Source organism: Streptomyces sp. NPDC039480, assembly GCF_055597165.1.
Genome location: NZ_JBVITX010000007.1, coordinates 65,410 through 90,450 on the forward strand (window position 1 = coordinate 65,410; position 25,041 = coordinate 90,450).

Sequence of the window (25,041 nt, forward strand, 5' to 3'; positions counted from 1 at the left end):
CGGGACTCCGTACTCCCGTTTCCCCCGGCCCGTCGACGTTTTCCGTCAGGGCCCCCGTGCCGTACACCGCGCCTCCCCGCGCGCCCGTCGTCGTACGCGCACACCCCTCGCAGCACCGCCGCACCGCCGTAACTGCCCCGGAGGAGAAAAGCATGAGCCGCAGCGACGTCCTGGTAGACGCCGACTGGGTCGAGGCCCACATCGACGACCCGAAGGTCGTCATCGTCGAGGTCGACGAGGACACCTCCGCGTACGACAAGAACCACATCAAGAACGCGATCCGCATCGACTGGACCAAGGACCTCCAGGACCCGGTCCGCCGTGACTTCATCGACCAGGAGGGCTTCGAGAAGCTCCTGTCGGCGAAGGGCATCGCGAACGACTCCACCGTCGTCCTCTACGGCGGCAACAACAACTGGTTCGCGTCGTACGCCTTCTGGTACTTCAAGCTCTACGGCCACCAGGACGTGAAGCTCCTCGACGGCGGCCGCAAGAAGTGGGAGCTCGACTCCCGCGACCTGGTCGACGGCGCCGAGGTGCCGCAGCGGCCCGCCACCGAGTACAAGGCCAAGGCCCAGGACACCTCGATCCGCGCCTTCCGCGACGACGTCGTGGCGGCCATCGGCTCGCAGAACCTCGTCGACGTGCGCTCGCCCGACGAGTTCAGCGGCAAGCTGCTCGCCCCGGCCCACCTCCCGCAGGAGCAGTCGCAGCGCCCCGGCCACGTGCCGAGCGCCCGCAACATCCCCTGGTCGAAGAACGCCAACGACGACGGCACCTTCAAGTCCGACGACGAGCTCAAGGCCCTCTACGAGGACGAGCAGGTCGACCTCTCCAAGGACACGATCGCCTACTGCCGCATCGGTGAGCGCTCGGCCCTGACCTGGTTCGTCCTGCACGAGCTGCTCGGCCAGACCAACGTCAAGAACTACGACGGCTCCTGGACCGAGTACGGCTCGCTCGTCGGCGTGCCGATCGAGCTCGGCGCCAACAAGTAAGACCCCCCGACCTCTCTTCCCCCTCAGGAGTACCCATGTGTGGAGCAAAGGCCGGCGGCCCCGACGCTTCGACGATCAAGCCCGGTGAGACGACGATCCAGGGCCAGGTGACCCGCGACGGCGAGCCCGTCACCGGTTACGTGCGCCTGCTCGACTCGACCGGCGAGTTCACCGCCGAGGTCCCCACCTCGGCGACCGGACAGTTCCGCTTCTACGCGGCCGAGGGCACGTGGACCGTGCGCGCGCTGATCCCCGGCGGGACGGCGGACCGTACGGTCGTCGCCCAGACGGGCGGTCTCGCGGAGGTCGCGATCGCGGTCTGAGCGCACCGCACCGCAGACGGCTGAAGGGCCGCACCCCAGGGGGTTGGACGCCACTGGAACGGGGTGCGGCCCTTCGGCTACGTCAGGGCTACGGGGCTGCGCGGCTACGGCTGGTGCCTGCGTTTCCCGTCCAGCTCGTCCCACCACTCGTCCGACATGCGGTCCCCGCTGGGGTCGTCCCACCATCGGTCGTCCGGCCCTCTGCGGTTCGCCGTGATCGCGGCCAGCGGCGGGATCACCATCGCCACGACGCACATTCCGACGGCGACGGGCACCGACCACAGCCGCACCACGCCCCATGCCAGGACGAAGAGCCCGACGCAGGTCCCCATCATGGCGAAGTACACATGACGCCTACGCGCGTACATACACCCAGCGTACGTCCCGCGCCCCCTCAAAGAGAGGGACGGGCGCCGCCCGACTAGAGTGGGACCGGCTCTGATACCTGCCCCAACCGCTCACCGAGGAGCACCCCGTGCTTGAGGCCTTCTTCTCCGCCCTGCTGGTTCTCGTCTGCGTCGGCGTTCTCGCCTTCATGGGCCTGACCGTGAAGAAGCTGTACCAGGGCCAGCGCTGACCTCCCCGCCCCTCACCCCCACCTCCACAGATCGCCTGAGCTTCCCATGATCGAGATTCCGTCCGACCTGAACCCCGACCTCGTCCCCCTCGCCTTCCTCCTCGGCAACTGGGCCGGCGCGGGCGTCACCGACTTCCCCGGCGCCGAGAAGGCGAATTTCGGCCAGGAAGTCTCCTTCACGCACGACGGCCGGGACTTCATCGAGTACCGCTCGTACACCTGGGTGCTCGACTCCGAGGGCAACAAGGTCAAGCCCCTGGAGACCGAGTCCGGGTTCTGGCGCATCGACAAGGACCGCAAGGTCGAGGTCGTCATGGTCCGCGACGACGGCGTCGTCGAGGTCTGGTACGGCGAGCTGGCCGACAAGAAGCCGCAGATCGACCTGGCCACCGACGCCGTCGCGCGCACCGCCGCCTCGGGTCCGTACACCGGTGGCAAGCGTCTCTACGGCTATGTGAAGGGCGACCTGATGTGGGTCGGCGAGAAGCAGACCCCCGAGGTGCCGCTGCGCCCCTACATGTCGGCCCAGCTGAAGAAGGTCGTCACCCCCGAAGAGGTCGCCGACATGGCCCGCAACCTCGGGGATCTGCCGGACGACGGCATCGCTTTCTTCAAGTAGACCTAGACTTCTGGTGTGACGAGTACCGACTCCGACTGGAAGAGCGACCTGCGTCAGCGCGGCTACCGGCTGACGCCGCAGCGTCAGCTTGTCCTCGAAGCCGTCGACACCCTTGAGCACGCGACCCCCGACGACATCCTCTGCGAAGTGCGGAAGACGGCGTCGGGGGTCAACATTTCCACGGTCTACCGCACCCTGGAGCTCCTGGAGGAGCTGGGCCTGGTCAGCCACGCCCACCTCGGGCACGGCGCGCCGACGTACCACCTGGCGGACCGGCACCACCACATCCACCTCGTCTGCCGGGACTGCACGGACGTCATCGAGGCCGACACCGAGATCGCGGCGGAGTTCACCGCCAAGCTCCGGGACACCTTCGGCTTCGACACCGACCTGAAGCACTTCGCGATCTTCGGCCAGTGCGAGAAGTGCGCGGCGCGGCACAGGGACGCCCAGAAATAAAATCCGTCACCAGCAGGTCGTACTCTTTGTGAACATGAAGAGCCCCCTGTTGTCCCTGCCCGGCGCCGTCCCCGCCGAGGGCGTGGACGAAGGCGTCGCCGCCCACTACGGCGAACTGTTCCGTGAGCAGCGCGCCCTCGCCGACGGCACCGGTTTCGTCGACCTCTCGCACCGCGGGGTGGTCTCCGTGACCGGCTCCGACCGGCTGAGCTGGCTGCACCTGCTGATCACCCAGCACGTCAGCGAGCTGCCCGCGGGCCAGGCCACCGAAGCGCTGATCCTCTCCGCCAACGGCCACATCGAGCACCACCTCTCCCTCGTCGACGACGGCGAGACCGTCTGGGCGCACGTCGAACCGGGCACGCAGGACGCGCTCATCGCGTACCTGGAGAGCATGAAGTTCTTCTACCGCGTCGAAGTCGCCGACCGGACGGACGACTTCGCCGTCGTCCACCTGCCCGCCGGCTCCATCGCCCCGGTCCCGGCGGGCGCCGTCGCACGCGAGACCGCGTACGGGCGCGACCTGTTCCTGCCGCGCGCGGACCTGGAGGCCTTCGCCGCCTCGCACGGCCCCGCGGCCGGCCTCCTCGCGTACGAGGCGCTGCGGGTGGAGACCCACCGGCCGCGCCTCGGCTTCGAGACGGACCACCGCACCATCCCGCACGAGCTGGGCTGGATCGGCTCCGCGGTGCACCTGGAGAAGGGCTGCTACCGCGGCCAGGAGACGGTCGCCCGCGTCCAGAACCTGGGCAAGCCGCCGCGCCGCCTCGTCTTCCTGCACCTGGACGGCAGCGAGGTGCACCTGCCGGTGGCGGGGACGCCGCTGCACCTCGCGAGCGAGGGCGTGGAGGGACGCAAGCTGGGGTTCATCACGACGGCCGTGCGCCATCACGAGCTCGGGCCGATCGCGCTCGGCCTCATCAAGCGCAATGTGCCGCTGGACGCGGGTCTTGTGGCGGGCGACACCGCAGCGGCCCAGGAAGTGGTCGTCGAGCCCTAGGCTCACATTTCTGGTCGAGCCCTAGGCTCACGTCTCCGGTCGAGCCCCGGGCTCACATCTCCAGGAGCACCGTGAAGGGGCCGTCGTTCGTCAGGCCGACCCGCATCTGCGCGCCGAAGCGGCCCGTCGCCACCGTCGCCCCCAGGGCGCGGAGCCGCGACACCACCTCGTCGACCAGGGGCTCGGCCACGTCGCCGGGGGCCGCCGCGTTCCACGTGGGGCGGCGGCCCTTCCGGGCGTCTCCGTAGAGCGTGAACTGGCTGATGACCAGGAGCGGGGCGCCGGTGTCGCTGCACGACCTCTCGTCGGACAGCATGCGCAGCGACCAGAGCTTGCGGGCGAGCCGGTCCGCCTTCTCCTTGGTGTCGTCGTGCGTGACGCCCACCAGGACGCAGAGGCCCTCGCCGCTGATCTCGCCCACCGTCTCGGGGCCGTTCTCGCCCGCCACGACGACGCTCGCGCCGTCGACCCGCTGCACCACTGCTCGCATGCGGCCATCATGCCGTGCCGGGCGCGGCGCCCGGAACATGCCCCCGATCCCCCCATCTGGGGCCGATTCCGGGCACTCGCTCACATAGCGGCCACTCGGGGTGGCACGATGCTCACACGCGGTGCACCGCGTCGACCGGTCGAGGGGACGGGTAGAGGCAGATGAGCACACCAAGTACCGGGCAGTCGCCCGGCCGCATCTCCCTGCGGCGTACGGAGGTTCCGCGGCCACCCGCGCAGCGCACCGGCGGCCGGCTGCTGACGGACGGACCCGGACGCGACCTGGGCGGGCTGCGCCTGCCGGAGCTCCGCGAACTGCGCAGGGCGGCACAGCAGGACGAGGCCGACCTCAGCTATGTGCGGCGGCTCCTCCAGGGACGTATCGACATCCTGCGGGCGGAGATCGCGCGCCGCGGGGAGCCACAGGCGCAGGCGCCCGAGCCGGAGGCGACGGTGATGGACCGGCTCGCGGAGATCCTCAGGGACGCCCCGGCCCGCCACCGCTCGTCGGCCCGGCACGTCACGCTCGGCACGCCGCACGGCGAGGAGTACCGCCTCCTGGCCACGGAGATGCTCGCCGAGGTCGAGCTCTCCGATCTGGCGGCGCGCACGGACGACGAACTGCACGCGGCCATGGGCCGCCTCGTGCGGTACGAACAGCAGGTCTCCCGGCGCCGGCAGCGGCTCCAGCGGACGACGGACGAGTGCAGCGCGGAGATCGCGCGGCGGTACCGGGTGGGAGAGGCACAGGTCGACGACTTGCTGTCGTGACGATCGAGAGGGTTTTGCCGGGGCCCGGACGCGTCTGAGCCCCGGCCCGTCCGTAGCGGTGGACCGGGGCTCAGCCCCCTGACGGCTGACCGGACTCCCGGCTCCCCTCCGGATGGGAGCCCGGCCTGCCGGGTCTGTGCGGCGCCCGCCGGGTCAGCCCGACTGGGCGAGGAGCAGGACGAGGAGTCCGGCCCCGACACCGCTGAGCTTCATGTTCTTCGCCTTGATGCCAATGGTCAGCAGGACGAAGGCGACGATGCCGAGCGGTCCGTACTTCCACTGGATGAGCTGCTCGAAACCGATGGCGAGGGCGGCGACGACGATGGCGATGAGTGGCATGACGTTCCCTCCTTCGGGATCGGGGCGGCGAACCCCGTTGAGCTGGTGGCCAACCCCGGGAGGGTCTGACCATGTCGCCGAAGTTGGCTACCAACTTCAACTGACTTATCTCCGCTGGGAGTCGACTCATAACCACCTTTCCTGCAACTCCCGCAAGATGGCGCGAAGTTGTACTGTTTGGTTGTGAGCACCGAACCTGCCTCCGTCAACGGGCGCAAGCGATCGCAGCGGTCCCACCGCGAGGTCGCCGACGTGCTGCGCGACCGGATCAGGTCCGGGGCGCTGCGGCCGGGACAGCGCATGCCGACCCAGGCCGAGCTGGCCGACGAGTTCGGCGTGGAGCGCGGTGCGGTGCGGGAAGCGCTGCGGGTCCTGCACCGTGAGCATCTGCTGTCCAATGTGTCCAAGGGGAGCCCGGCCACGGTCGCGGAGGCCTCCGAGCGCGCCCCGGCCGGACCGGGCGAGACGCGCCCGCAGCCCACGATGGTCGGCCTGGCCCCGCGCATCGCGGCCGCCTTCGACGTGCCGCACGTGGAGATAGACGCGCTCTGTCTCACCTCCATCTCGCTCACCATGGCCATCGGCGAGCCGCTGCGGCAGATCCACGCGGGGCAGCTGAAACCGGCCAAGGTCGACGTCCGGGTGCTGCTGCCGAGCCGCGACATCGACCTCGCCTTCCCCGCGCCGGTCGACGGCGGGGACCACGAGGGCAACCAGGTCCACCGGCGCTGGCTCGAGCAGCGCAACGCGCAGGGGCAGGTGCTGCGCCACAACCTCCTGGCGCTGCGGTCCTCGCACGGTATCGACGTATCGGTGCAGTTCCGCGCGCTGCCGTTCACACCGCCGGTGAAGCTGTACCTGATCAATGGCTCCGAGGCGCTCTTCGCCTACTACACGCTCGCCAAGCGGGACGAGGAGATCGGCCAGGAGTCCCTGGAGATGTACGACGCGCAGGGCACGCAGTCGATGCTCTTTCCGTTCAAGGAGGGGGACGGGCTGCGGGACACGACGTTCGTGGAGCAGTCCCACCTGTGGTTCAACGCCCTGTGGAACACGATCAGCCAGGACCTGCACCTGGCGACGGGCTAGCCGGCCGGTCCCATCGGTCGGGTCAGCTCGCCGGAGCCGTCACCAGCAGGGCGAGGACGACGGCGCCGATGGAGCTGCACGTGGGGTTCCGCGCCTTGACGCCGACGGTGAGCAGGAGGAGGCCGACGATGCCCATCGGACCGTACTTCCACTGCACGAGCTGCTCGACGGTGACGGCGACCACGGCTGCGAGGAGGGCTATGGCGGGCATGGTGGTTCCTCCTTCTGCCATCTTGGGCGAGTTGGCAACCAACTCTGCCTAGGTTGTCCCCACTTGGCGTAAGTCCATAAACAACTTCCGAGCAACTCCCCCAAGATGGCGGTCAGTTGTATCGTCTGGCTGTGACCCAGGAGAACGTTGCAGTGAACGGCAGCAGAAGACTCACACCCCAGGACATCGCCGACACCCTCCGCGACCGGATCCGGGCGGGCGCACTCAAAGCGGGAGCACGCCTGCCGACCCAGGCCGAACTGGCCGCCGAGTTCGGCGTCGAACGCGGCACCGTACGCCAGGCGATGAAGCTGCTCCAGGCCGAGGGCCTCCTGTCCAACGTCAGCAAGGGAAGCCCACCGAGGGTCGCGGACGCGGGCCCGCCCGCCCCCGCGAGCCGGGACCCCCAGCCTTCGATGGTGGCGTTGGCACCGCGATTGGCGGAGGCGTTCGCAAAGCCCCACGTGCGCATCGATGCGGTCTCCCTCACCGCGGAGACCTTGATGCTGGCGTTGGGCGAGCCGGTGCGGCTCGTCCACGAGGGGCGCCTCAGGCCCGAGTCGATCACCGTGCGGATCCTGCTGCCGAGCAGCGGCATCCAGCTGGCCTTCCCGGTGCCCATCGAGACCGACGCGGAGAACCGGCAGCGGCTGCACCGGCGCTGGCTCGCCCAGCGCAACGCTCAGGGCCAAGTGCTGCGGCACAACCTCCGCGCCCTGCGCTCCTCGCACGGCATCGACGTCCATGTGACGTTCCGCGCGCTGCCCTTCACCCCGCCGGTCAAGATCTACCTGCTGAACGGTGCCGAGGCGCTGTTCGCCTACTACTCGCCCCACCAGCAGTCACTGGAGCTGGACGAAGTCGACGGTGACGAGAGCGAGGTGGTGGACCTCTACGACGTGGGGGGTGTCAAGGCGCCCGTCTTCTCTTTCGAAAAGGCCGTGGACGCCTCGCGTGACGCGGTGTTCGTCGAAGAGTCGCAGAAGTGGTTCGACGCCCTCTGGGCAACCATCACGACTGACCTGACACTCTCTTAGTGACTTCTGACGCGACGCAACCTGACGCAGCCTTGTCCGAGAAGCCCCAAGAAGAGATCAGCATGCTTCGAAGCCTGATCACTCCTGTCCGCGTGGTGTTTTTTGACTTCGACGGCCCTATCTGCCGTCTCTTCGCCGGTCACTCGGCCGAGCAGGCGGCGAAGGGGCTGGCCCAGGTGCTGGAGGAAAGGGGGCTGCACGGCCTCCTCCCCGACGACGAACGCGCATCGGCGGACCCCTTCGTCGTGCTGGACTCCGTGGCCCGACGCCACCCAGGGAGTGACCTGGTGGGCGAGCTGGAGGAGTGGCTGACCCAGATGGAGCTGAGCGCCGTGGCGTCCGCCTGGCCGACCCCACACGTCGACCGGCTGATCCGCACCTGGGCGGCCGTGGGCGCCCGGTTGGCGGTCACCACCAACAACGCCCCCGCGACTGCGGCGACTTACCTGGAGACACGAGGGCTCCTGGGGTGCTTCGCCCCGCACATATACGGACGTACCCGCGATCTGAGCCTGCTCAAGCCCGACCCGCACTGCGTGAACCGAGCCCTGAGCGCCATGCGAGCGGAGCCGGCCGCCACCCTCATGATCGGTGACGCGCCGTCGGACTACGTGGCGGCACGGTCGGCGGGCGTGCGCTTCCTCGGCTTCGCGCGCAACGAACGCAAGGCCGGCCTGCTGCGCGAGGCCGGCGCGAAGCATCTGGTCACGGACTTCGACCTGCTGGCCAGGGTCGTGTACGACATGGGGGAGCCGAAGGTCCGGTAGGAAGCGGACATCACACCGGCAGTCGCCGCTGGCATCCACTATGTGGCAAGTGGCAGGAACGGCCTCGGTCGAGGATTAACCTGTCCGCTCATGCCGTCACCTCCCCCTCGGCCCTCCCCTGAGGAGCCGACGAGCTGGCCCCGAGAACTCTGGATTCGTCAATTCGCCCTCTTGCACCGGGAACACCCGGACCGCCAGGTCATGGAGGGCCACCACAACGTCAACTACGTAGTGCCGCTCGGCTGGCGCCTCGCCCTGCTGCTGCGCACGATGCCCTTCCGGGCCCGGGTCAAATGCCGGATGCCGCGCGAAGCAGTGGTGGTGGCGCCACGCATCTGGCCGAGCGAGCCCGAACTTCTGGCCGTGGTGAGCCGCTACCTCGAGGAAGTACCCGTCTGCCTGCGGGACTTCGGCGACTGGTCGCTGCACTCCTACCGTGCCGGGCGCGCGCTGTCCGAGCTGCAGCCGGAAGGGCCCGTCGGCGAGCCGATGATGCGTTCGTTCGCGGAGTTCTTCGCCAGAACGGCGTCCGTGCCGGGCAAGGAACTGCCACCGAGGCCCGCGGACTGGCCGGAGTCCGGGCAGAGCCAGGAGTTCCTCGACTGGTTGATCACCTTCACCGAGCAGCGGGTGCACGTTCCCAACCGCCCGCAGTTCGGCGAACTCTTCGCGGCCGTGGGGGTTCGCCCCGACGCCATGGCGGCCTTCCGCGACGACCCGGCCCACCCGAGGCTGACACCGCGTGACTTCTGCCTCCTGCACACCGACGTGCACCGCGCCAACGTCGTCGTCGACCGCAAGCAGATCGCCGTCATCGACTGGGAACTGGCCATGTACGGCGACCCGCTGCACGACCTCGCCACCCACCTCGTACGCATGGAGTACGACAAGGACGAGCAGAGCCGGATGACGGAGCTGTGGGCCGAGGCCATGCGGCGGGCCGGCCACGTCGACATGACGGCGGGCATGGCCACCGACCTGCCCGCCTACGTGGACTTCGAGTACGCCCAATCCGTCTTCCCCGACATCATGCGTGCGGCGCTCGCCCTGCCGGCGGTCCCGGCCGAGGCGGATCTCGTCGCCGCGACGGCGCGAGTGCGCCGGGCCGTGCGGCGCGCGGCCGAACCCCTCCGGGTGGTGGATGTGCCGGACGAGCGGGACGTGCGGGAGGCGTTGCGCCAGTGGCACGGTTCACGGCGCTGAGCCGGCCCCCCGAGCCGGCTCCCACACGGGGTCGCGGATCACTGGCACTGCCGGTTTGACCTCTTCCAGCACCTCCCACAGGTTCTGGAACCACGCCATGTGGTAGTTGGCCACCTGCCGGGTCGACTTGGTGCGGGAGCGCGCGTCCCAGCCGATGTACCTGGCCTCACCGTGCTTGATGCCGAAACCCGCGGCGTCCAGGATCTTGTGTGTCCGGCCGTCCCGCGTGAACGTCTCCTTCTTGATTCCGTACGTCCCGTAGATGGCCTGCTCCTCATTGAGGATGAAGAGTTTGGACTGCGGGCCGTGCGGTGATTCACGCACCTCGCACTCGATGTGGACTTCAGGGTGCCTTCTTTGGATGGCGTCGAGCAGGGTACGGATTCTCCCCCAGTACTTGAGGGTGAAGTCCTCGCGCATGCGCTTGCGGTTCTCTGGCGAATCGTGGAAGAGGAGTTTCCCGCTGTGGTGCCGGTCCGTTGCCAGGGCACCGGGCAGGTTCATCGGGTTCTCCAGGTGGACGACGATGATGTGCAGGGTCAGCCGCTTCGGCTGCAGCCTGCCGTCATAGATCTCCATGAGGCCGTCTCGGATGACCTCGTAGAGAGTCTCCATGGTGAACCCGGAGAAGAAGATCCGTATGTGCTTCGCCTCGAAGGCCTCCCTGGCGGGAGGGATGAGGTCGCTCAAGGTGCCGTAGACCTCGACGCCGGTGACCTCACGGTCCGTGGCGTCGCTGATCGCGTCGAAGAGGATGAGGGCGACGACCGCGGCGAACGAGCCGCCGAGAAGCGGCTGTTCCTTGAGGGCGTCACCGAGCGGCTCGACGAGCTGCGCCGCCACGCCGAGAGCGGCCGTGGCCGCCAGGAGCGTCTTGATGAGGCCGGTCTTCATGTCCGAGACGCGCTGCTTCAGTTCGGCGAGGGCCGACGGTCGACCATGTCCGTCCGGGCGGCGTGCGGGCAAACCGACCCCCTGTGGTAGCGACGCTCCATCATCGCGGCGCCAACTCTTAGGCACCAGAGGTCAGTTGGTGCCCGTGGCCTCTGCTGCGACTGTGATGAGTGGGGCCAGGGTGCTCCCGGCCCAGGCGGCTCCCCGCTTCCGCATATCGGCGGCTACGGCCTCGGTCCTGGCGTAGCCGAGAAAGGGCGTGCCCGCGGCATGGGCGGCGGCGAGGTCGGTCAGCTGATCCCCGACCAGAAGGCACGCCGACGGTTCCAGAGCGAGATGCTTCACGGCGCTGCTCACGCAGTGGGGATGCGGCTTCATGTGGCGCAGCTCGTGCGGGTCTCGGCCGAAGACTCTTTCGAACCGGCCGGCCAGGCCGACGCGTTCGAGGAACGCCCAGATCGGGCCTTCGGCGTTGTTGCTGACGATGACGAGGCGTTTGTCCCGCTGTGCGAGGGCGGCCAGCAGGGGTTCGATGTGTGGTTCCGGGCGGGCTTGAGCAGCTGCCCAGTACTCGTGACGCGTCACGATGCCCTCGGCCATTTCGAGCGTCTTCTGGTCTTCGTGTCCCGGTTTCGCCTCGGTGAACACCTCGCTTCTGAGGAGTTGGAGAAGGCCGTGGGAATCGTCTGAGGCCCGCACCCGGTCCGGCAGGCGCACCTTGCGCTCCGACATCAGGCTCTTGACCTCTTCGGCCACGGGCGCCGTGGGATAACCGGCGAAGAATCGCGTGATCGGCCCGTCGAAGTCGAGGAGGAGCGCGTCGGCGTCCTTCAGCAGGCGGATGAGGACGCCCCGTTCGCCCCGGCCCGGCAGGCCGCCTGAGGGGCTCTGGGATGTCATTCCAGCAAGTCTGGACCGCGGGCGTTCGTTTGGCCAACGCGTGCGGTGTGCCGTCGCGATGTTTCCTCGTACGGGCTAGCGCGGATTCGCTCCTGCGTGGGATCGAAGCCGTCACTTGAGCGGCTCTGGACAGGGAGTACCTCGCCGCATGGGTATCCTGCTCCACTCCTCCACCATCGGATCGGTCCCAGGCTGAAAGACGGGCGATGTCATCCGAAGCGACGTCTGCGGCGCGGGCGCGGGCCGCTCGGATGAGCGGTGACCGGCAGGCTCTGGAAGGCCCTCTCAAGGGCTACCACCACGAGACCTACGTGTTCCCGTTGCCCGGCGATCCGGTGGCGGGCGGCGATGGCCGTCGCTGGAAGTGCCGGGAGCCACGCAGGGATCTGCTCTGGTTCGACCGGCGGTGCTTCGGCTCCGAGGACGAGCTCGTGCGTGCCTTGGCGGGGCACATCACCCGGATCCCGGAAGTCATCGACATCGGGGGCATCGGGCTGCAGAGGTTCATCGAGGGCCGGACGCTCGGGTCACGCTTCAGCTTCACCGACGTCATTCCGGAGCCGCTGATCAGCCAGATCATCGAGCTGTTCGGGGAGCTGGTGGGAGTCGAGCCGGGGAAGCTCGCCGTGGAGCGCAGATGTGTGCTGGAGGACCGGCCGCCCGACGGCGACACCGGCGGGTTCCTGGAGCGGCTGATCTGCTTCACCGAGGAGAAGGTCTACGTGCGGAACGAACAGGCCTTCGGCGGCCTCTTCCACGCACTCGGGATCGGTGAGAAATGCTTCGAGAAGCTGCGCAGTAACGTCCCACGCATGACGCGGAGACCTTTCGCGCTGCTCCACGGCGACCTGCACAGGGAGAACTTCATCGTCGACCCCGGGGGGCGGCTGTGGGTCATCGACTGGGAACTGGCGATGGTGGGCGACCCGGTGTACGACCTCGCCACCCACCTCCATCTGATGCGCTACCGCCCCGACCAGGCGGAGCAGGTGATCCGGCGCTGGTGCGGTGCGGTCGAGGCCGCCAGACCGGGGAGTTCGAAGGGCTGGGCACGGGACCTGCCGGTCCTCCGTGACTACAAGCGGGCACAGTCGGCCTTCACCGATGTCATTCGCACGGCGCTCACCCTCGACGCGGGGCCGCGGTCCTCCCGCTGGCCGTACTTCCATGCGGGCCGGAGGATCCGGGAAGTCCTCAGCTGCGCCGCCGTCCCCCTCGGGCTGACGTCCGTACCGACGCAGTGGCACATCATGGAGGCCCTGAAGGAGTGGATGCGCACAGGGGCGGCGCTGGTGCGCAGCGGCCACGACGAATGATCCCGGGCCGCTCGCTCACGCGTAACGCGTGACTCCCGTTCGCAGTTGTTCGAACGCGCCGTGTGCGGCGGTGGCCGCGTCCGGGTGGACGGTGGTCGCGGGTTCGCCCGTCGCGATGCGGTGCCAGTTCTCCTCGGCGAGGATCCGTTGGACGGTGATGATCTGGCCGGCGGCGAGGCGGGCCTCCAGGGGGGTGCCGCCGTGGGTGGTGCGGAGGGCCGTGGCGAGGGCCTGTTCGGAGCGGTTCTGGTAGCCGTGGAGGCGGGCCACCAGGGACGGGGTGCCGTAGAGGAGGCGGTGGAAGGCCAGGACGGCGGGGGCGTCGCAGAGGCCGGTGACCGGGTCGTGGCGGTCGAGGCCGTCGAGGAAGTGGCCGTGCAGGGCGTCGAGCGCCGTGGCGTCGCCGCGGGCGGCGACCACGCGGGCCGCCTCGTCCTCGTGGTCGGCGAAGCGGTGCAGGACCAGGTCCTCCTTCGAGGCGAAGTAGCGGAACAGCGTCGGCTTGGAGACCTCCGCCGCCTCCGCGACCTCCGCGACGGAGACCTTCTCGAAGCCCCGCTCCAGGAAGAGGGCGATCGCCGTCTCGGAGATCGCCTCGTATCTGCGCCGCTTCTTGCGTTCGCGCAGGCCTGTGGCGGTGGGCGGGCCGGTCTGCGTGTGGTCGCTGGACATGGGGACAGTCTAGACGCAGTGAGATGCGGTTAGAAATTTAACTCGGTTACGTTATTTACTACGCTGGTGGGCATGACGTTCACATCTGATGCCCTCGCCCGGGAACGCAGCTACCACGACGCCTGCCGCGCCGCCCTCGCCGGCATGGTCGAAGGCGCCGAGGAACAAGTGGCCGGAGGAGCGGACGTCTCCGCGTCCGGGGCCGACGCCGAAGTGCTCGGCTACCAGTTCCGCAGCCACGCCAAAGCCATGCGGGAGCTCCCCGAAGCACCGCTGTTCTTCGGACGCCTGGACTTCGGCGAAGACGCCGACGCCGGTGAGCACCGCGGGCAGCGCTACCACATCGGGCGCCTCCGCATCACCGAGCACCCCTCCGCCCCACCCCTCGTCGTCGACTGGCGCGCCCCCGTCTCCCGCGCCTTCTACCAGGCCGGCGTGCAGGACCCGCAGGGCGTCGCCGTCCGCCGCCGGTTCGGCTGGGCCCCCGGCAGCAAGGGCGACTCCGCCGACCTCACCGGCATGGAGGACGAGCACCTGGGAGGGGACGATCACCTGGAAGAGAGGGAGGGCGCCGAAGGGAGTCGGATTCTTGCCGGGGAGATCGAGCGGCCCCGCGTCGGACCCATGCGCGACATCGCCGCCACCATCCAGCCCGAGCAGGACGACCTCGTACGCGGAGACCTCGCCGCCTCCGTCTGCGTGCAGGGAGCCCCCGGCACGGGAAAGACCGCCGTCGGACTGCACCGCGCCGCCTACCTGCTCTACACCCACCCCCAGCGCGTCCAGCGCTCCGGGCTCCTCATCCTCGGGCCCAACCGCACCTTCCTGCGTTACATCGCCGAGGTGCTGCCCTCCCTCGGCGAGACCGGCGTACGGCAGTCCACCGTCCAGGACGAGGTCGCCCGGCACCCCGTGCGCGCCCACGACGACCCGGCCGCCGCCCTCGTCAAGCACGACGCCCGGATGGCCGAGGTGCTGCGCCGCGCGCTGTACTCCCGCGTCGCGCCGCCCGCCGAGCCCCTGGCGGTGCCGGACGGCTCGTACCGCTGGCGGGTGGAGCTCGGCGAGCTGGAACAGATCATCGAGGACGTGCGCGGCGAGGAGCCGCCGTACGCGGTCGGGCGCGAGCGCGTGCGGAGCCGGGTCGTCCGGGCCGTTCAGGAGCAGGCCGAGCGCCGGGCGGGACCGCGGAACAACACCTGGGTGCAGCGGATCGGCCGGTCCCGGCCCGTCAGCGCCTTCGTGGACGGAGCCTGGCCCAGGCTGCGGGCCGACGAGGTGCTCGCCGGCCTCCTCGGCGACGCGGGCGCGCTCGCCGCCGCGGCCGACGGCGTCCTCGACGCCGAGGAGCAGCGGGCGATCCTGTGGGCCGGGCCCCCGCGCTCGTACAAGTCCGCGAAGTGGAGCGCCGCCGACCTCATCCTGATGGATGAGATCGAGGGGCTGCTCGAACGGCCCGCGGGGTACGGGCACATCGTCGTCGACGAGGCGCAGGACCTGTCACCGATGGAGTGCCGGGCCATCGCGCGCCGCGCCGGTTTCGGCTCGCTGACCGTCCTCGGCGACCTCGCACAGGCCACCACCCCGTGGGCGGCCCGCAGCTGGCCCGAGCTCCTCGCCCACCTGGGCAAGCCGGATGCCGCGGTGACGCCGCTGACCACCGGGTTCCGGGTGCCGCGCGCCGTCGTCGTACTCGCCAACCAACTGCTCGGGCTGCTCGACGTGGACGTACCGCCCGCCCGGTCGCTGCGCGCGGACGGGGAGCTGCGGGTGCGGGAGGTGCCGGCGGCGGAGGTGGAGGCCGGCGTCGTCACGGCAGTGCGGGACGCGCTCGGGCGGGAGGGGTCCATCGGCGTCATCGCCGCCGACCGGCGCGTCGACCGGGTGCGCGCCGCTCTGGACGCCGCGGGGATCGGGAGCGCGGGCCCCGACGAGCTGGGCGCGCGGGTGACCGTGCTGCCCGCGTCGGTCGCCAAGGGCCTGGAGTACGACCATGTCGTCGCCGTCGAGCCCGCGGAGATCGCGGAGGCCGAACCGCGCGGCCTGCACCGGCTGTACGTCGTCCTGACCCGCGCGGTCTCCCGCCTCGACGTCCTGCACAGCAGGCCGCTGCCCTGGGAGGCACAGCCCACGACAGGGTGAGCGGTCAGCGGTCGAGGACCGCCTCCATGACCGCCTTGGCGATCGGCGCCCCCAGCTTGCCGCCGGCGATCTCCGAGCGCGGGATGTCCATGTTGGACGGGTCGACGAACACGGCGACGGCGACGGGGGACTCGCCCTCGCCGTTCTTGGCGTAGGAGACGAACCACGCGTACGGGCGCTCGTCGTTGACGTCCGCGCCGTGCTGGGCCGTACCGGTCTTGCCGCCGACCGTGACACCGTCGATCCGCGCCTTGTTCGCGGTGCCGTTCTCGACGGTGTTCTCCATCATCTCCTGCACCGTCTTCGCGGTCTCCTCGGAGACCGCCTGGTTCAGCGCGTCGGGGGATGCTTTCTCGATCGTCGACAGGTCGGGGCCGCGCAACTCCTCGACCAGATAGGGCTTCATGACCTCGCCGTCGTTGGCGAGACCCGCCGTGACCATCGCCATCTGCAGCGGGGTGCTGGTCAGGCTGCCCTGGCCCATGCCGGTCAGCGCGGTCTGCGGCTTGTCGAGCTTCTCGGGATAGCTGCTGGCGACCGCGCGTACGGGAATGAACTGCTCTTCGTTGAACCCGAACTGCTCCGCCGTCTCCCGCATCTTGTCCTTGCCGACCTTGAGCGCGATGTCGAGGAACACGTTGTTGCAGGACCACTGCATGCCGGTCTTCAGCGACACCTTGTCGCAGTTGGCGTCGGGCACGTCGTTGCCGATGCGGGTGGCGCTGAGGGGGAGTTTGTACGGGGTCTCGGCGTCGGTCCGCTCGTCGATGTCCGTCACCACGCCGTGTTCGAGGGCGGCGGCCGCGGTGAGGATCTTGAAGGTGGAGCCCGGCGGGTAGATCTCGCGCAGCGCGCGGTTGCTCAGCGGTTTGTCCGCGCGCTTTTCGAGTTCCTTGAACTTCTTGCCCTCCTCGGGGGAGATGCCCGCGAACACCGACGGGTCGTACGACGGGGTGCTCGCCATCGCGAGCACCTTGCCGGTGCGGGGGTCGAGGGCGACCACCGCACCCTTCGCGTTCAGGTTCACCAGGCCTTCGTAGGCGGCCCGCTGCGCCTCGGGGTCGATGGTCGTGACGACGTCGCCGCCCTGCTGCTTCTTGCCGGTCAGCATGTCGAGGGTGCGCTTGATGAAGAGCCGGTCGTCGTTGCCGCTGAGGATGCCGTTGTGGACACCCTCCAGGAAGGTGCCGCCCTGCGCCTGCGAGAAGTAGCCGGTCACCGGTGCGTACATCGGTCCCTCCTTGAAGGTCCGCTTGTACGCGAAGTCGGTGCCGGACGTCTTCTTGGAACCGGTGATGGACTTGCCGCCGACGATGATGTCGCCGCGGGGGTGGGAGAACGCCTCGATCTGCACGCGGCGGTTCTTGTCGTGGTTGGCCAGCTCGTCGTTCTCGGCGAACTGCACCCATGTCGCCCGCAGCAGCAGCGCCAGCGTGAGGATCCCGCAGAAGACGGCTATGTGCCGCAGCGGACGGTTCATGGGTGGCTCCCCCCGGTGCCGGTGACCGAACTCCTCCGCCCATGGTGACGGCTCGCGCCCCGGCACGGGAGGGGAATCCGGGTAACGGTGGCCAAGGCGTGGCGGGGGAGGGGAATCCGGGTGACGGTGGCTACGGCGTGGCGGGGGTGCCGGGGGCCCGCAGCACCTCGATGACGCTCGCGAAGCTGCCCTGCCCATGGCCCGCGGCCGCGGCGCGCTCCATCGTCGACCTCAGGAGCTCGGGCAGCGAGGTGTCGACGCCCCGGGCCCGCGCGGCGTGGACGAGGTGGTCGATCGTCGCGATCTGTACGTCGACGGTGGCGTCGTCGCCGGGATAGCGTCCGGCGTCCACCTGTGGGGCGTACGTCGTCATGAAGCCGGAGACGGCGCCGGTCAGCCAGCGCAGGGCGACCTGGGTGAAGTCCGTGGCCGGGGGCCCGTCGGCGGTCACCACGGCGGTGCCGTGCAGCCAGCCGGTGAACGTCGCCCACATCAGGCCGAGCAGGGCGGAGTCGTACAGCGAGGCGAGGCCGGGCCGCGCGCCCAGGTAGAGCGGGTCGCCGAGCGCGGCGAGGGCGGGGCGGTGGGTTTCGAGGACGGTCTCCGAGCCGCTGTACAGGAACATCATCTCGGGGCTGCCGACGCCCGGCGGGGTCGTCATGATGCCGCCGTCGAGATACCCGGCGCCGTGCGCGTCGGCCCAGGCGGCCATCGCCTCGGCCTGCTCCGGCGACCCGGAGGTGAGGTTGACCAGGGACTTCCCGGCCAGGCCGCCCGCTTCGGCAACCGGGTCGAGGACGGTGTGCAGCGCGTCGTAGTCGAGGACGCAGGCGAGCACGAGGCCGCTCGCGGCGACGGCCTCCGCCGGGGTCGCGGCGACGTGCGCGCCGCGGTCGGCCTGCGCCTTCACCTTCTCCGGGGTGCGGTTCCAGACGGTGGTGGGGTGACCGCGGTCGAGGAGGGCGGCGGCGAGGGCGGAACCCATGTTGCCGAGGCCGATGACGGTCACGGGGGCGGGAGTGGTTGCAGGGGCGGGAGTGGTTACGGGGGCGGGGCTGTTCTGTGCGTCCATGGGGACCACGCTCGCAGGGGACGTCGGACCCGGACAGTGACAGTGGTGACGCTGACCACCAAATTCCTGCCAGCCGCCCGCGGGCGGCTGGCACCCTCGTACGCTCACGGGATGAGCGCTGGTTCCGTAGCCGTGGTCGTGGCCGACGAGATCGGGGTCCCGTCCTGGGACCTGTACGAACTGAGCATCCCGCTCACGGTGTTCGGCAAGCCGCAGCCCGACCTGTCCGACCACTGGTACGACCTGCGGCTGTGCACGACAGGGGAACGCGAGCCGGACGGCGGCGACTTCGGGATCGCTCTTCGCACCCCCTACGGCCTCGAAGGCCTCGCCGGAGCCGGCACTGTGATCGTCACCTCGGTGCCGGACGCCTGCGTCGAGGAGGGCGCACCGCTGCCGGCCGGCCTCACCGACGCGCTGCGCGCCGCCCACGAGTCGGGCGCCCGCATGGTCTCGCTGTGCACCGGGGCGTTCGCGCTGGCCGAGGCGGGCCTCCTCGACGGCCGCAGGGCCACCGCCCACTGGATGCACACTGCCCAGCTGGCCGCCCGGCACCCCAAGGTGACCGTCGACGACTCCGTCCTCTACGTGGACGACGGCGACGTCCTGACCAGCGCGGGCCTGACCGCGGGCCTCGACCTCTGCCTCCACCTGGTCCGCCGCGACCTCGGCGCGCACGTCGCCAACCAGCTCGCGCGCCGCATGGTCGTGCCCGCCCACCGGCCGGGCGGCCAGGCCCAGTTCGTCGACCTGTCCGTGCCGGAGACGGACGACGCGGGCCTCGGCCCCGTACTGGAATGGGCCCGCGCACACCTGGACCGGCCACTCACCGTCGACGACCTGGCGCGCCGGGCGGCGATGAGCCCACGCACCCTCTACCGCCGCCTCCAGGCGGCCACCGGCACGACACCCCTCCAGTGGCTCCTCAACCAGCGCCTCGCCCGCGCCCAGAGCCTCCTGGAGTCGACGGACCTGCCGCTGGAGAAGGTGGCCGAACTGAGCGGCCTCGGCACGGCGAACAACCTGCGGCACCACTTCCTCAAGCAGGTGGGGGTGTCGCCGGGCGACTACCGAAGGTCTTTCTTCAGCGGTCGTCCGGCTGCTTGACCAGGCGCCACCCAGGTGCCCGACCGTGTTCACGGCGGCGGTGATCCGCTTGCCGCCCTTTTCGTGTCGGCGTACCCGGCACTGGTCAGGCCGGCGTATCCAGGGCGTCCAGCGCGTCCAGCGCGTCCAGGACGTCGGAGGGCTCGGCGCGCACGGTGTAGTCGGTGTCGACGAACGCCCAGCGGACGACGCCCGTGCGGTCGATGACGTAGGTGGCGGGCAGTGGCAGGGTGCGGGCGTGACCGTCGTTCACCCGGCTCAGCTCGAAGCCCAACCGGTCGTACAGGGCGCCGAGTTCCTCGGAGAGGTCGAAGGCGACGCCGTACCGCTCGGCGACGTCGGAGCCGATGTCGCTGAGGACGTCGAAGCCGAGCTGCTCCTTCTCCGTGAGGGAGAGCGCCTCGTCCGGGATCTGTGGCGAGACGGCCACCAGGCGGGCGCCGCGGGCGGCGAAGCTGTCATGGTGCCGCTGGAGGGCGCGCAGAGCGATGTTGCAGTAGGGGCACCAGGCGCCGCGGTAGAAGGTCAGGACGACGGGGCCCTCGGCGAGCAGGCCTTCGAGGGAGACGGGCCGGCCGGTGGCCGAGGGGAGCGTGAAGCGCGGGGCCGGGGCGCCTACCGCGAGCGCGCGCTCGGTGAGCCCCGATGCGGCGAGCTCCGTCGCGGCCCGGTCCATGATGTCCAGCACATCCGGGGGGAGCCTGCGGTGGCCGTTCTTGTAGAGGTCGAGCAGTTCGTCCTTGAGGCTCATGGCGGCGGTGGCCTTTCATGGCGGTCTGGGCGCGCTTATGGGCTCGGGGCGAGCTGAACTTGGAACGAACGTTTCAGGATCGGTCGTCTCAGGATGGCGAGGGGCGGGGTGGGCGTCAAGGGCTATCTTGGAATTGCCGTTCCAGGAAATGTGAGAACCCGGGAGCACCAACTCGTGCCCGACATCAAGCACTTCGATCCCGACGAGGCGCTGGGCCGTGTGGTCCGGCTCTTCTGGCAGCACGGTGCCGCCACGACGTCGATCCAGGCGGTGGCGAGGGCGACGGGCCTCAACCGTTCCAGCCTGTACGCCACGTTCGGCGGCAAGCGGGAGCTGTACCTGGCCGCCCTGCGGCGCTACGTGCTCGACCACTCGCACCGGGCGTTCCGGGCCATCGCCGAGGACGACCGGGGGCTGCCGGGCGTACGGGACTTCTTCGAGGCGCTGATCGCCCTGCGCTGCGAGGGTCCGTACGCGGGGTGGGGCTGCATGGTGGTCAACGCCCATGCCGGGGCGGAGCAGGCCGACCCGGAGGTCCGGGCCCTCTTGGACAACCACCACGAACGGCTACGGGACGCGATGCGGACGGCACTCGTGACGGCGCGCGACAGAGGCCAGTTGGGGCCGGCCGTGTCGGTCGACGACTCGGCCGAGGTGCTCGTCCTGCTCGCGTACGGGATCAACCTGCGCTCCCGCGCCGGGGCCGACGCCGCGGTGCTGCGCCGGACGGTGGACGCGGCGCTCGCGTCGCTGGGGTGACGCCGACGCTCGGGGAGGCATCAGCGGACCGTCAGGATTCCCGAAGCGCTCCGGAGCACAGTCGTCCCTGTCAGCAGGAGCAGCAGCCGCCGCCGGAACGGTGCGGCGAGTCCACGGGACAGGGAGCACACCATGACCATCACCACCGAAACCCCCACCGCGTCCGGCCACACCGCCGTCGACTCCCCGCTCCTCCAGCCCGGCCGGCTCGGCTCCCTCCGTCTTCCCAACCGGCTCGTCATGGCGCCCATGACGCGTAACCGGGCCTCCGCCGACGGTGTCCCGCTGCCGGTGATGGCCACGTACTACGCCCAGAGAGCCTCGGCGGGGCTGATCGTCGCCGAGGCGGCCACGCCCAACGCGGTCGGACAGACGTACGCCAACATCACGGCGATCCACGACGACGCGCACGTCGCCGGGTGGCGGCGTGTCACCGATGCGGTGCGCGATGCGGGCGGGCGGATGTTCCTGCAGATTCAGCACGGTGGCCGCGTCGGGCATCCGGACAACAGCGGGTTCACGCCCGTCGCGCCCTCGCCGGTCCCGCTCCCGGACACCGTCCACACGCCCTCGGGGCACCAACCCGCCGTCGTACCACGGGAGATGACGGCCGAGGATATCCGCGGCACCGTCGCTGACTTCGCTGCCGCCGCCCGCCGCGCCGTCGACGCGGGCTTCGCCGGCGTCGAGGTGCACGCCGCGAACGGCTATCTCCTCCAGCAGTTCCTCGCCCGCAACACCAACCACCGCACCGACGCGTACGGCGGCCCGGTCGCCCACCGCATCCGCTTCGTGGTCGAGGTCGTCCGAGCCGTCGCCGACGCGATCGGCGCCGAGCGGGTCGGCGTCCGCATTGCGCCCGGCATCACCGTCAACGGCATCGAGGAGGGCGACACCGAGGACATCTATCCGCAGCTCGTCGACGCCCTCGTCGACATCGGCGCCCTCGCCTATCTCCACGTCGTCTTCGCCGACCCCGACAGCGCCCTCTTCCGACGGATCCGTGCGAGCTGGCCGGGCACGCTCATCGCCAACCCGGTCCTCGGCTGGGGCGGACCGCTGCCCGCCGACGGTGGCAGGCTCGCCGGTGAGCGGCTGCTCGCGGCCGGCGCGGACCTGGTGTCGCTGGGCAGGGCGTTCCTCGCCAACCCCGACCTCGTCGAGCGGATGCGGGTGGGCGCACCGCTCAACCCCTTGCGGGACAAGGGTCTGATGTACGTCGGTGGGGCGGCGGGTTACACGGACTATCCGACGCTCGGGGGCCGGACCGGTGGCGAGCTCAGCGGTGGTGGGCTCAGCGGTGGCGGGCTCAGCGGCGGCTGAGCAGTTCCACGAGTCTGGCCGGGCCATCCGTGCCGTGGCCCTCGTCGATGACGCGTCGGACCAGGCCTTCGGCGGCGCGCATGACGCCCGCGTCGATGCCGTGGGCCTCGGAGGCGTGGACGACATGGGCCATGGTCGAGGCCGCGGACGTGATCGGGTTGCCGTCGCCGGGATAGCTGCCCTTGTCGACGTCCACCGCCGCCCCGTCGATGATCGCGGGCAGGATCGCGCTGATGCCCTTCGCGAACGGCGCCAGCTCCTGCGCGGTGACACCCTCCGCCTTCGCCACCGCCAGACCGTGCATGAGGCCGGTCATCGAGGTCCAGAAGAAGTCGAGCAGCGCGATGTCGTACGCCGCCGCCCGCCCGATGTCCTCGCCGAGGTGCGTGTGGGTGCCGCCCAGCTTTTCGAGGACGGGGCGGTGCTCCTCGTAGAGCTCGGCGTCACCGCTGTGCAGGAAGACCCCGTGCGGTGTGCCGATGGTCGGGGTCGGGGTCATGATCGCGCCGTCCAGGTACCGGACGCCGTGCGTGGCGGCCCAGTTCGCGGTGTCTCTCGACCGGCCGGGGGTGTCGGCGCTGAGATTCACGACCGTACGTCCCTGAAGCGCGGCGGTGACGGCGTCGCGGCGCAGGACGGCGTCCGACGCGTCGTAGTTGACGACGCAGACGACGGTCAACGGGCTCGCCGCCACCGCCTCCTCGGCCGTTGCGGCGCTCACCGCGCCTTGCCCGACCAGCTCGCCGTCCCGGCCGGGCGTCCGGTTCCACACGGTGGTGCGCACCCCGGCGGCCAGGAACGCGGCGGCCAGAGCACGGCCCATCGGGCCCAGGCCGAGTACGGTGACGGCGGGCTGTTCGTTGTGCGAGGACATTGATCCAACTCCCTGTGAATATGCGTAAATGTGCGTGACGGCATGCGGAAGCGCATGACGGCGTTCGAAAGGGATTGATGTGACGCGCAGCCGGGCTCAGGACCCGAACGTGTGCGGGGTGACCGCCGCGATCGCGGTGATCGACGGCAAGTGGAAGACGGCGCTGCTCTGGCCCCTCGAAAGCGGGCCGCACCGCCCCGGCGAGATCCTCCGGCTGCTGCCGGGGCTGACGGAGAAGGTGCTGACGCAGGCGCTGCGCGAGATGGAGGCGGACGGTCTCGTGCACCGGGAGGTGTACGACGTACGGCCGTTGAAGACCGTCTACTCCCTCACGGAGTTCGGCCGCGACCTGTGCGAGGCGCTGGCGCCGCTGTCGGACTGGGGCCACCGGCGGCTGGACAAGCTGGCTGAGGCCGCTGAGGCCGCTGAGGCCATTGACGCCGCTGAGTCTGCTGAGGCCGCCGAGGCCGCCGAGAAGGCCGAGGCCCGGCCGGAAGCCCCGGCCCAGCAAGCATCGTGACGCGCAATCACCTCACCCCCTCCTCCCTCTCGCCCGGCTCGTGCGCTCCGCTGCCCCTCCAGGTTCGCCGCTGAGCCGGCCTCCGCCAAGTACCCACTTAAAAGTGGCCATCGGAGGCGGGGCGCGGGGCGGCTTCGGGGTCAGTGCTGGAGCTCCACCACGTCGGCGATGACACAGCTGATGTTGTCGGGGCCGCCCCGGCCGTTGGCCAGCTCGACCAGGTCCCGTACGGCCTGCTCGGGGTCGGCGACCGTCGTGACCACACGCCGCACCTCCTCGTCCGGGACGACGGTGGACAGGCCGTCGGAGCAGAGCAGGTACCGGTCACCGGCCCGGGCCTCGTGCAGACGCAGGTCGGGGGCGGCGTCGGAGCCGGGTGTGAGGGCCCGGATCAGGAGCGAGCGCTGCGGGTGGGAGTCCGCTTCCTCAGGGGTGATGCGGCCCTCGTCGAGCAGCGACTGCACCACTGTGTGGTCGTGGGTGATCCGGAAGAACTCGCCGTCGCGCAGGAGGCAGGCGCGGGAGTCGCCGATGTGGACGAGGGCGAGCCGCGAGCCGGTCCAGAGCAGCGCCGTGAGCGTCGTACCGTCACCGTCCTCCTGCGGTGGTCCCGTGACCCCTGCCACGGCCTGCCGTGCCTCCTCGACGGCGTCCTCCAGGACGTTGAGGAGGCTGCCCGCGGGGATGGTCTCGGTCTCCAGGCGCTTGAGCGTGTCGACGGCGGCGGCGCTCGCGGGCGCGCCGCCGCGGCCGAACCCATCGGCGACGGCGAGGAGGCGGGAACCGGCGTACGCGGTGTCCTGGTTGCTCTCCCGGACGAGTCCGGGGTCGGACAGCGCGGCGTAACGAATGCCCAAGGGAACGGCTTTGGGGGTGGGCGACATCGTGGGGGATGTCGCGGGGGGCGTGGTCGGGGTCGTGTCGTCGGACAAGGCGGAGTCCTTCCAGGACAGGTGGTCGACGAGGAAGGCGGCCAGGTCCCGCCGGGCGGCGGTCTCGGCCTCGACCCGCGCCCAGTACGCCCGCACCTCCCGTGCCGCCGCCCCCGCGTCCAGCGCACACACGTGCTGGATGCGGGCGAGCGGCATGCCCAGGCGGCGGAGCCAGGCGACGAGCCGGGCCCGGTCCAACTGGTCCGGGGCGTACAGGCGGTAGCCGGTCACGGGGTCGACGCGGGCCGGGGGCAGCAGACCGAGCTCGTCGTAGAGGCGCAGCGCCTTCGGCGACAGCCGGGACGCCTTCGCGAACGCCCCGATGGTCAGCATCCCCATGCCCGCCCCCCCTCCTCGGCCCCCTTCCTCGGCCGGGCACTTCGCCCGGCCCCACCGATGCTGCGGCTTCCCCCAAGG

The 25,041-nt window shown here is 70.3% G+C and carries 27 protein-coding genes and 1 pseudogene; 16 read left to right on the forward strand and 12 right to left on the reverse strand.

Translation table 11 applies throughout. The features are described 5' to 3' along the window. Positions 1–152 precede the first annotated feature (152 nt). Complete coding sequence (locus tag ACZ56E_RS22205; RefSeq protein WP_468612499.1) at positions 153–998, forward strand: sulfurtransferase; 846 nt, start codon at positions 153–155, stop codon at positions 996–998. A 35-nt stretch (positions 999–1,033) separates the two neighbouring features. Next, the gene (locus ACZ56E_RS22210; RefSeq protein ID WP_030784848.1) at positions 1,034–1,321 is read left to right on the forward strand and encodes a DUF1416 domain-containing protein; all 288 of its coding nucleotides are present in this window, start codon (positions 1,034–1,036) and stop codon (positions 1,319–1,321) included. A gap of 104 nt (positions 1,322–1,425) precedes the next feature. On the opposite strand, the gene ACZ56E_RS22215 is transcribed toward ACZ56E_RS22210, so the two are convergent. Further along, positions 1,426–1,689 (reverse strand): DUF3099 domain-containing protein, encoded by a 264-nt coding sequence (locus ACZ56E_RS22215; protein WP_471216571.1) that lies wholly within the window; start codon positions 1,687–1,689, stop codon positions 1,426–1,428. Between the two features lie 255 nt (positions 1,690–1,944). Here ACZ56E_RS22215 and ACZ56E_RS22220 point away from each other — a divergent pair, with 255 nt between their 5' ends. The 3 genes from ACZ56E_RS22220 to ygfZ are packed head-to-tail and all read left to right on the forward strand — an operon-like array spanning position 1,945 to position 3,976. Further along, positions 1,945–2,517: a heme-binding beta-barrel domain-containing protein gene (locus tag ACZ56E_RS22220; RefSeq protein WP_468612498.1), complete on the forward strand. Its 573-nt coding sequence runs from the start codon at positions 1,945–1,947 to the stop codon at positions 2,515–2,517. Positions 2,518–2,532: 15 nt separating this feature from the next. Further along, on the forward strand, positions 2,533–2,976 hold the full coding sequence (locus tag ACZ56E_RS22225) for a Fur family transcriptional regulator (protein ID WP_471216573.1): 444 nt from the start codon (positions 2,533–2,535) through the stop codon (positions 2,974–2,976). A 34-nt stretch (positions 2,977–3,010) separates the two neighbouring features. Next, positions 3,011–3,976 carry a CAF17-like 4Fe-4S cluster assembly/insertion protein YgfZ gene (gene ygfZ / locus ACZ56E_RS22230; protein WP_471216576.1) on the forward strand — a complete coding sequence of 322 codons (966 nt, stop codon included), beginning with the start codon at positions 3,011–3,013 and terminating at the stop codon, positions 3,974–3,976. A 52-nt stretch (positions 3,977–4,028) separates the two neighbouring features. Here ygfZ and dtd read toward each other — a convergent pair whose 3' ends face one another. Beyond that, positions 4,029–4,466, reverse strand: a complete 438-nt coding sequence (gene dtd / locus ACZ56E_RS22235) for a D-aminoacyl-tRNA deacylase (RefSeq protein WP_468612494.1) — start codon at positions 4,464–4,466, stop codon at positions 4,029–4,031. 161 nt (positions 4,467–4,627) lie between these two features. Between dtd and ACZ56E_RS22240 the strand changes: the two genes are divergently transcribed. Beyond that, the gene (locus ACZ56E_RS22240; protein WP_471216579.1) at positions 4,628–5,236 is read left to right on the forward strand and encodes an RsiG family protein; all 609 of its coding nucleotides are present in this window, start codon (positions 4,628–4,630) and stop codon (positions 5,234–5,236) included. 153 nt (positions 5,237–5,389) lie between these two features. On the opposite strand, the gene ACZ56E_RS22245 is transcribed toward ACZ56E_RS22240, so the two are convergent. Continuing rightward, positions 5,390–5,575: a hypothetical protein gene (locus ACZ56E_RS22245; protein ID WP_468612492.1), complete on the reverse strand. Its 186-nt coding sequence runs from the start codon at positions 5,573–5,575 to the stop codon at positions 5,390–5,392. Positions 5,576–5,758: 183 nt separating this feature from the next. On the opposite strand from ACZ56E_RS22245, the gene ACZ56E_RS22250 reads away from it, so the two are divergent. Beyond that, the gene (locus tag ACZ56E_RS22250; protein ID WP_468612490.1) at positions 5,759–6,664 is read left to right on the forward strand and encodes a FadR/GntR family transcriptional regulator; all 906 of its coding nucleotides are present in this window, start codon (positions 5,759–5,761) and stop codon (positions 6,662–6,664) included. A gap of 22 nt (positions 6,665–6,686) precedes the next feature. Here the strand turns inward: ACZ56E_RS22250 and ACZ56E_RS22255 are convergent, their stop codons facing one another. Next, entirely contained in the window at positions 6,687–6,875 is a 189-nt protein-coding gene (locus ACZ56E_RS22255; protein ID WP_468612489.1) for a hypothetical protein, read from the reverse strand. 125 nt (positions 6,876–7,000) lie between these two features. Here ACZ56E_RS22255 and ACZ56E_RS22260 point away from each other — a divergent pair, with 125 nt between their 5' ends. The 3 genes from ACZ56E_RS22260 to ACZ56E_RS22270 all read left to right on the forward strand — a co-directional run bounded on the left by ACZ56E_RS22260 (position 7,001) and on the right by ACZ56E_RS22270 (position 9,882). Continuing rightward, positions 7,001–7,912, forward strand: a complete 912-nt coding sequence (locus ACZ56E_RS22260; RefSeq protein WP_471217194.1) for a GntR family transcriptional regulator — start codon at positions 7,001–7,003, stop codon at positions 7,910–7,912. 62 nt (positions 7,913–7,974) lie between these two features. Then, positions 7,975–8,679 carry an HAD family hydrolase gene (locus tag ACZ56E_RS22265; RefSeq protein ID WP_471216582.1) on the forward strand — a complete coding sequence of 235 codons (705 nt, stop codon included), beginning with the start codon at positions 7,975–7,977 and terminating at the stop codon, positions 8,677–8,679. A gap of 171 nt (positions 8,680–8,850) precedes the next feature. Then, positions 8,851–9,882, forward strand: coding sequence for a phosphotransferase family protein (locus ACZ56E_RS22270; RefSeq protein WP_471216584.1), 1,032 nt, complete (start codon positions 8,851–8,853; stop codon positions 9,880–9,882). Here the strand turns inward: ACZ56E_RS22270 and ACZ56E_RS22275 are convergent. Continuing rightward, positions 9,871–10,848, reverse strand: a complete 978-nt coding sequence (locus ACZ56E_RS22275; RefSeq protein ID WP_471216586.1) for a hypothetical protein — start codon at positions 10,846–10,848, stop codon at positions 9,871–9,873. The two genes, ACZ56E_RS22270 and ACZ56E_RS22275, sit on opposite strands and share 12 nt — an antisense overlap. Before the next feature lie 60 nt (positions 10,849–10,908). Further along, complete coding sequence (locus ACZ56E_RS22280) at positions 10,909–11,676, reverse strand: HAD family hydrolase (RefSeq protein ID WP_471216588.1); 768 nt, start codon at positions 11,674–11,676, stop codon at positions 10,909–10,911. A 206-nt stretch (positions 11,677–11,882) separates the two neighbouring features. On the opposite strand from ACZ56E_RS22280, the gene ACZ56E_RS22285 reads away from it, so the two are divergent. Then, on the forward strand, positions 11,883–12,992 hold the full coding sequence (locus ACZ56E_RS22285) for a phosphotransferase (protein ID WP_471216590.1): 1,110 nt from the start codon (positions 11,883–11,885) through the stop codon (positions 12,990–12,992). A gap of 15 nt (positions 12,993–13,007) precedes the next feature. On the opposite strand, the gene ACZ56E_RS22290 is transcribed toward ACZ56E_RS22285, so the two are convergent. Continuing rightward, the gene (locus ACZ56E_RS22290) at positions 13,008–13,664 is read right to left on the reverse strand and encodes a TetR/AcrR family transcriptional regulator (protein ID WP_471216592.1); all 657 of its coding nucleotides are present in this window, start codon (positions 13,662–13,664) and stop codon (positions 13,008–13,010) included. A 72-nt stretch (positions 13,665–13,736) separates the two neighbouring features. Here ACZ56E_RS22290 and ACZ56E_RS22295 point away from each other — a divergent pair, with 72 nt between their 5' ends. Continuing rightward, on the forward strand, positions 13,737–15,806 hold the full coding sequence (locus tag ACZ56E_RS22295) for a HelD family protein (RefSeq protein ID WP_471216594.1): 2,070 nt from the start codon (positions 13,737–13,739) through the stop codon (positions 15,804–15,806). A gap of 4 nt (positions 15,807–15,810) precedes the next feature. Here ACZ56E_RS22295 and ACZ56E_RS22300 read toward each other — a convergent pair whose 3' ends face one another. After that, on the reverse strand, positions 15,811–17,286 hold the full coding sequence (locus tag ACZ56E_RS22300) for a peptidoglycan D,D-transpeptidase FtsI family protein (protein WP_471216597.1): 1,476 nt from the start codon (positions 17,284–17,286) through the stop codon (positions 15,811–15,813). Positions 17,287–17,416: 130 nt separating this feature from the next. Beyond that, a complete protein-coding gene (locus ACZ56E_RS22305) occupies positions 17,417–18,358 on the reverse strand; it encodes an NAD(P)-dependent oxidoreductase (protein ID WP_471216599.1) in 942 nt (313 codons plus the stop codon). A gap of 132 nt (positions 18,359–18,490) precedes the next feature. Between ACZ56E_RS22305 and ACZ56E_RS22310 the strand changes: the two genes are divergently transcribed. Then, entirely contained in the window at positions 18,491–19,465 is a 975-nt protein-coding gene (locus ACZ56E_RS22310) for a helix-turn-helix domain-containing protein (protein ID WP_471217196.1), read from the forward strand. Between the two features lie 85 nt (positions 19,466–19,550). On the opposite strand, the gene ACZ56E_RS22315 is transcribed toward ACZ56E_RS22310, so the two are convergent. After that, entirely contained in the window at positions 19,551–20,216 is a 666-nt protein-coding gene (locus ACZ56E_RS22315; protein ID WP_471216601.1) for a peroxiredoxin-like family protein, read from the reverse strand. A gap of 174 nt (positions 20,217–20,390) precedes the next feature. Here ACZ56E_RS22315 and ACZ56E_RS22320 point away from each other — a divergent pair, with 174 nt between their 5' ends. After that, on the forward strand, positions 20,391–20,975 hold the full coding sequence (locus tag ACZ56E_RS22320) for a TetR/AcrR family transcriptional regulator (protein ID WP_471216603.1): 585 nt from the start codon (positions 20,391–20,393) through the stop codon (positions 20,973–20,975). A gap of 132 nt (positions 20,976–21,107) precedes the next feature. Then, a complete protein-coding gene (locus ACZ56E_RS22325) occupies positions 21,108–22,298 on the forward strand; it encodes an alkene reductase (RefSeq protein WP_471216605.1) in 1,191 nt (396 codons plus the stop codon). On the opposite strand, the gene ACZ56E_RS22330 is transcribed toward ACZ56E_RS22325, so the two are convergent. Beyond that, the gene (locus ACZ56E_RS22330) at positions 22,285–23,172 is read right to left on the reverse strand and encodes an NAD(P)-dependent oxidoreductase (protein WP_471216609.1); all 888 of its coding nucleotides are present in this window, start codon (positions 23,170–23,172) and stop codon (positions 22,285–22,287) included. The two genes, ACZ56E_RS22325 and ACZ56E_RS22330, sit on opposite strands and share 14 nt — an antisense overlap. A 79-nt stretch (positions 23,173–23,251) precedes the next feature. Here ACZ56E_RS22330 and ACZ56E_RS22335 point away from each other — a divergent pair. Continuing rightward, positions 23,252–23,596, forward strand: a pseudogene (locus tag ACZ56E_RS22335) (winged helix-turn-helix transcriptional regulator); the annotation flags it as partial. 236 nt (positions 23,597–23,832) lie between these two features. Here ACZ56E_RS22335 and ACZ56E_RS22340 read toward each other — a convergent pair. Then, on the reverse strand, positions 23,833–24,963 hold the full coding sequence (locus tag ACZ56E_RS22340) for a MerR family transcriptional regulator (RefSeq protein ID WP_471216612.1): 1,131 nt from the start codon (positions 24,961–24,963) through the stop codon (positions 23,833–23,835). Positions 24,964–25,041 lie beyond the last annotated feature (78 nt).

What these genes read in the sequence shown, in the direction of transcription:
- ACZ56E_RS22255 (WP_468612489.1), bottom strand. Translation starts at nt 6,875, where the DNA reads ATGCCCGCCATAGCCCTCCTCGCAGCCGTGGTCGCCGTCACCGTCGAG.
- ACZ56E_RS22240 (WP_471216579.1), top strand. Translation starts at nt 4,628, where the DNA reads ATGAGCACACCAAGTACCGGGCAGTCGCCCGGCCGCATCTCCCTGCGG.
- ygfZ (WP_471216576.1), top strand. Translation starts at nt 3,011, where the DNA reads ATGAAGAGCCCCCTGTTGTCCCTGCCCGGCGCCGTCCCCGCCGAGGGC.
- ACZ56E_RS22340 (WP_471216612.1), bottom strand. Translation starts at nt 24,963, where the DNA reads ATGGGGATGCTGACCATCGGGGCGTTCGCGAAGGCGTCCCGGCTGTCG.
- ACZ56E_RS22305 (WP_471216599.1), bottom strand. Translation starts at nt 18,358, where the DNA reads ATGGACGCACAGAACAGCCCCGCCCCCGTAACCACTCCCGCCCCTGCA.
- ACZ56E_RS22205 (WP_468612499.1), top strand. Translation starts at nt 153, where the DNA reads ATGAGCCGCAGCGACGTCCTGGTAGACGCCGACTGGGTCGAGGCCCAC.
- dtd (WP_468612494.1), bottom strand. Translation starts at nt 4,466, where the DNA reads ATGCGAGCAGTGGTGCAGCGGGTCGACGGCGCGAGCGTCGTCGTGGCG.
- ACZ56E_RS22285 (WP_471216590.1), top strand. Translation starts at nt 11,883, where the DNA reads ATGTCATCCGAAGCGACGTCTGCGGCGCGGGCGCGGGCCGCTCGGATG.
- ACZ56E_RS22210 (WP_030784848.1), top strand. Translation starts at nt 1,034, where the DNA reads ATGTGTGGAGCAAAGGCCGGCGGCCCCGACGCTTCGACGATCAAGCCC.
- ACZ56E_RS22325 (WP_471216605.1), top strand. Translation starts at nt 21,108, where the DNA reads ATGACCATCACCACCGAAACCCCCACCGCGTCCGGCCACACCGCCGTC.
- ACZ56E_RS22220 (WP_468612498.1), top strand. Translation starts at nt 1,945, where the DNA reads ATGATCGAGATTCCGTCCGACCTGAACCCCGACCTCGTCCCCCTCGCC.
- ACZ56E_RS22245 (WP_468612492.1), bottom strand. Translation starts at nt 5,575, where the DNA reads ATGCCACTCATCGCCATCGTCGTCGCCGCCCTCGCCATCGGTTTCGAG.
- ACZ56E_RS22295 (WP_471216594.1), top strand. Translation starts at nt 13,737, where the DNA reads ATGACGTTCACATCTGATGCCCTCGCCCGGGAACGCAGCTACCACGAC.
- ACZ56E_RS22265 (WP_471216582.1), top strand. Translation starts at nt 7,975, where the DNA reads ATGCTTCGAAGCCTGATCACTCCTGTCCGCGTGGTGTTTTTTGACTTC.
- ACZ56E_RS22330 (WP_471216609.1), bottom strand. Translation starts at nt 23,172, where the DNA reads ATGTCCTCGCACAACGAACAGCCCGCCGTCACCGTACTCGGCCTGGGC.
- ACZ56E_RS22300 (WP_471216597.1), bottom strand. Translation starts at nt 17,286, where the DNA reads ATGAACCGTCCGCTGCGGCACATAGCCGTCTTCTGCGGGATCCTCACG.
- ACZ56E_RS22290 (WP_471216592.1), bottom strand. Translation starts at nt 13,664, where the DNA reads ATGTCCAGCGACCACACGCAGACCGGCCCGCCCACCGCCACAGGCCTG.
- ACZ56E_RS22280 (WP_471216588.1), bottom strand. Translation starts at nt 11,676, where the DNA reads ATGACATCCCAGAGCCCCTCAGGCGGCCTGCCGGGCCGGGGCGAACGG.
- ACZ56E_RS22215 (WP_471216571.1), bottom strand. Translation starts at nt 1,689, where the DNA reads ATGTACGCGCGTAGGCGTCATGTGTACTTCGCCATGATGGGGACCTGC.
- ACZ56E_RS22315 (WP_471216601.1), bottom strand. Translation starts at nt 20,216, where the DNA reads ATGAGCCTCAAGGACGAACTGCTCGACCTCTACAAGAACGGCCACCGC.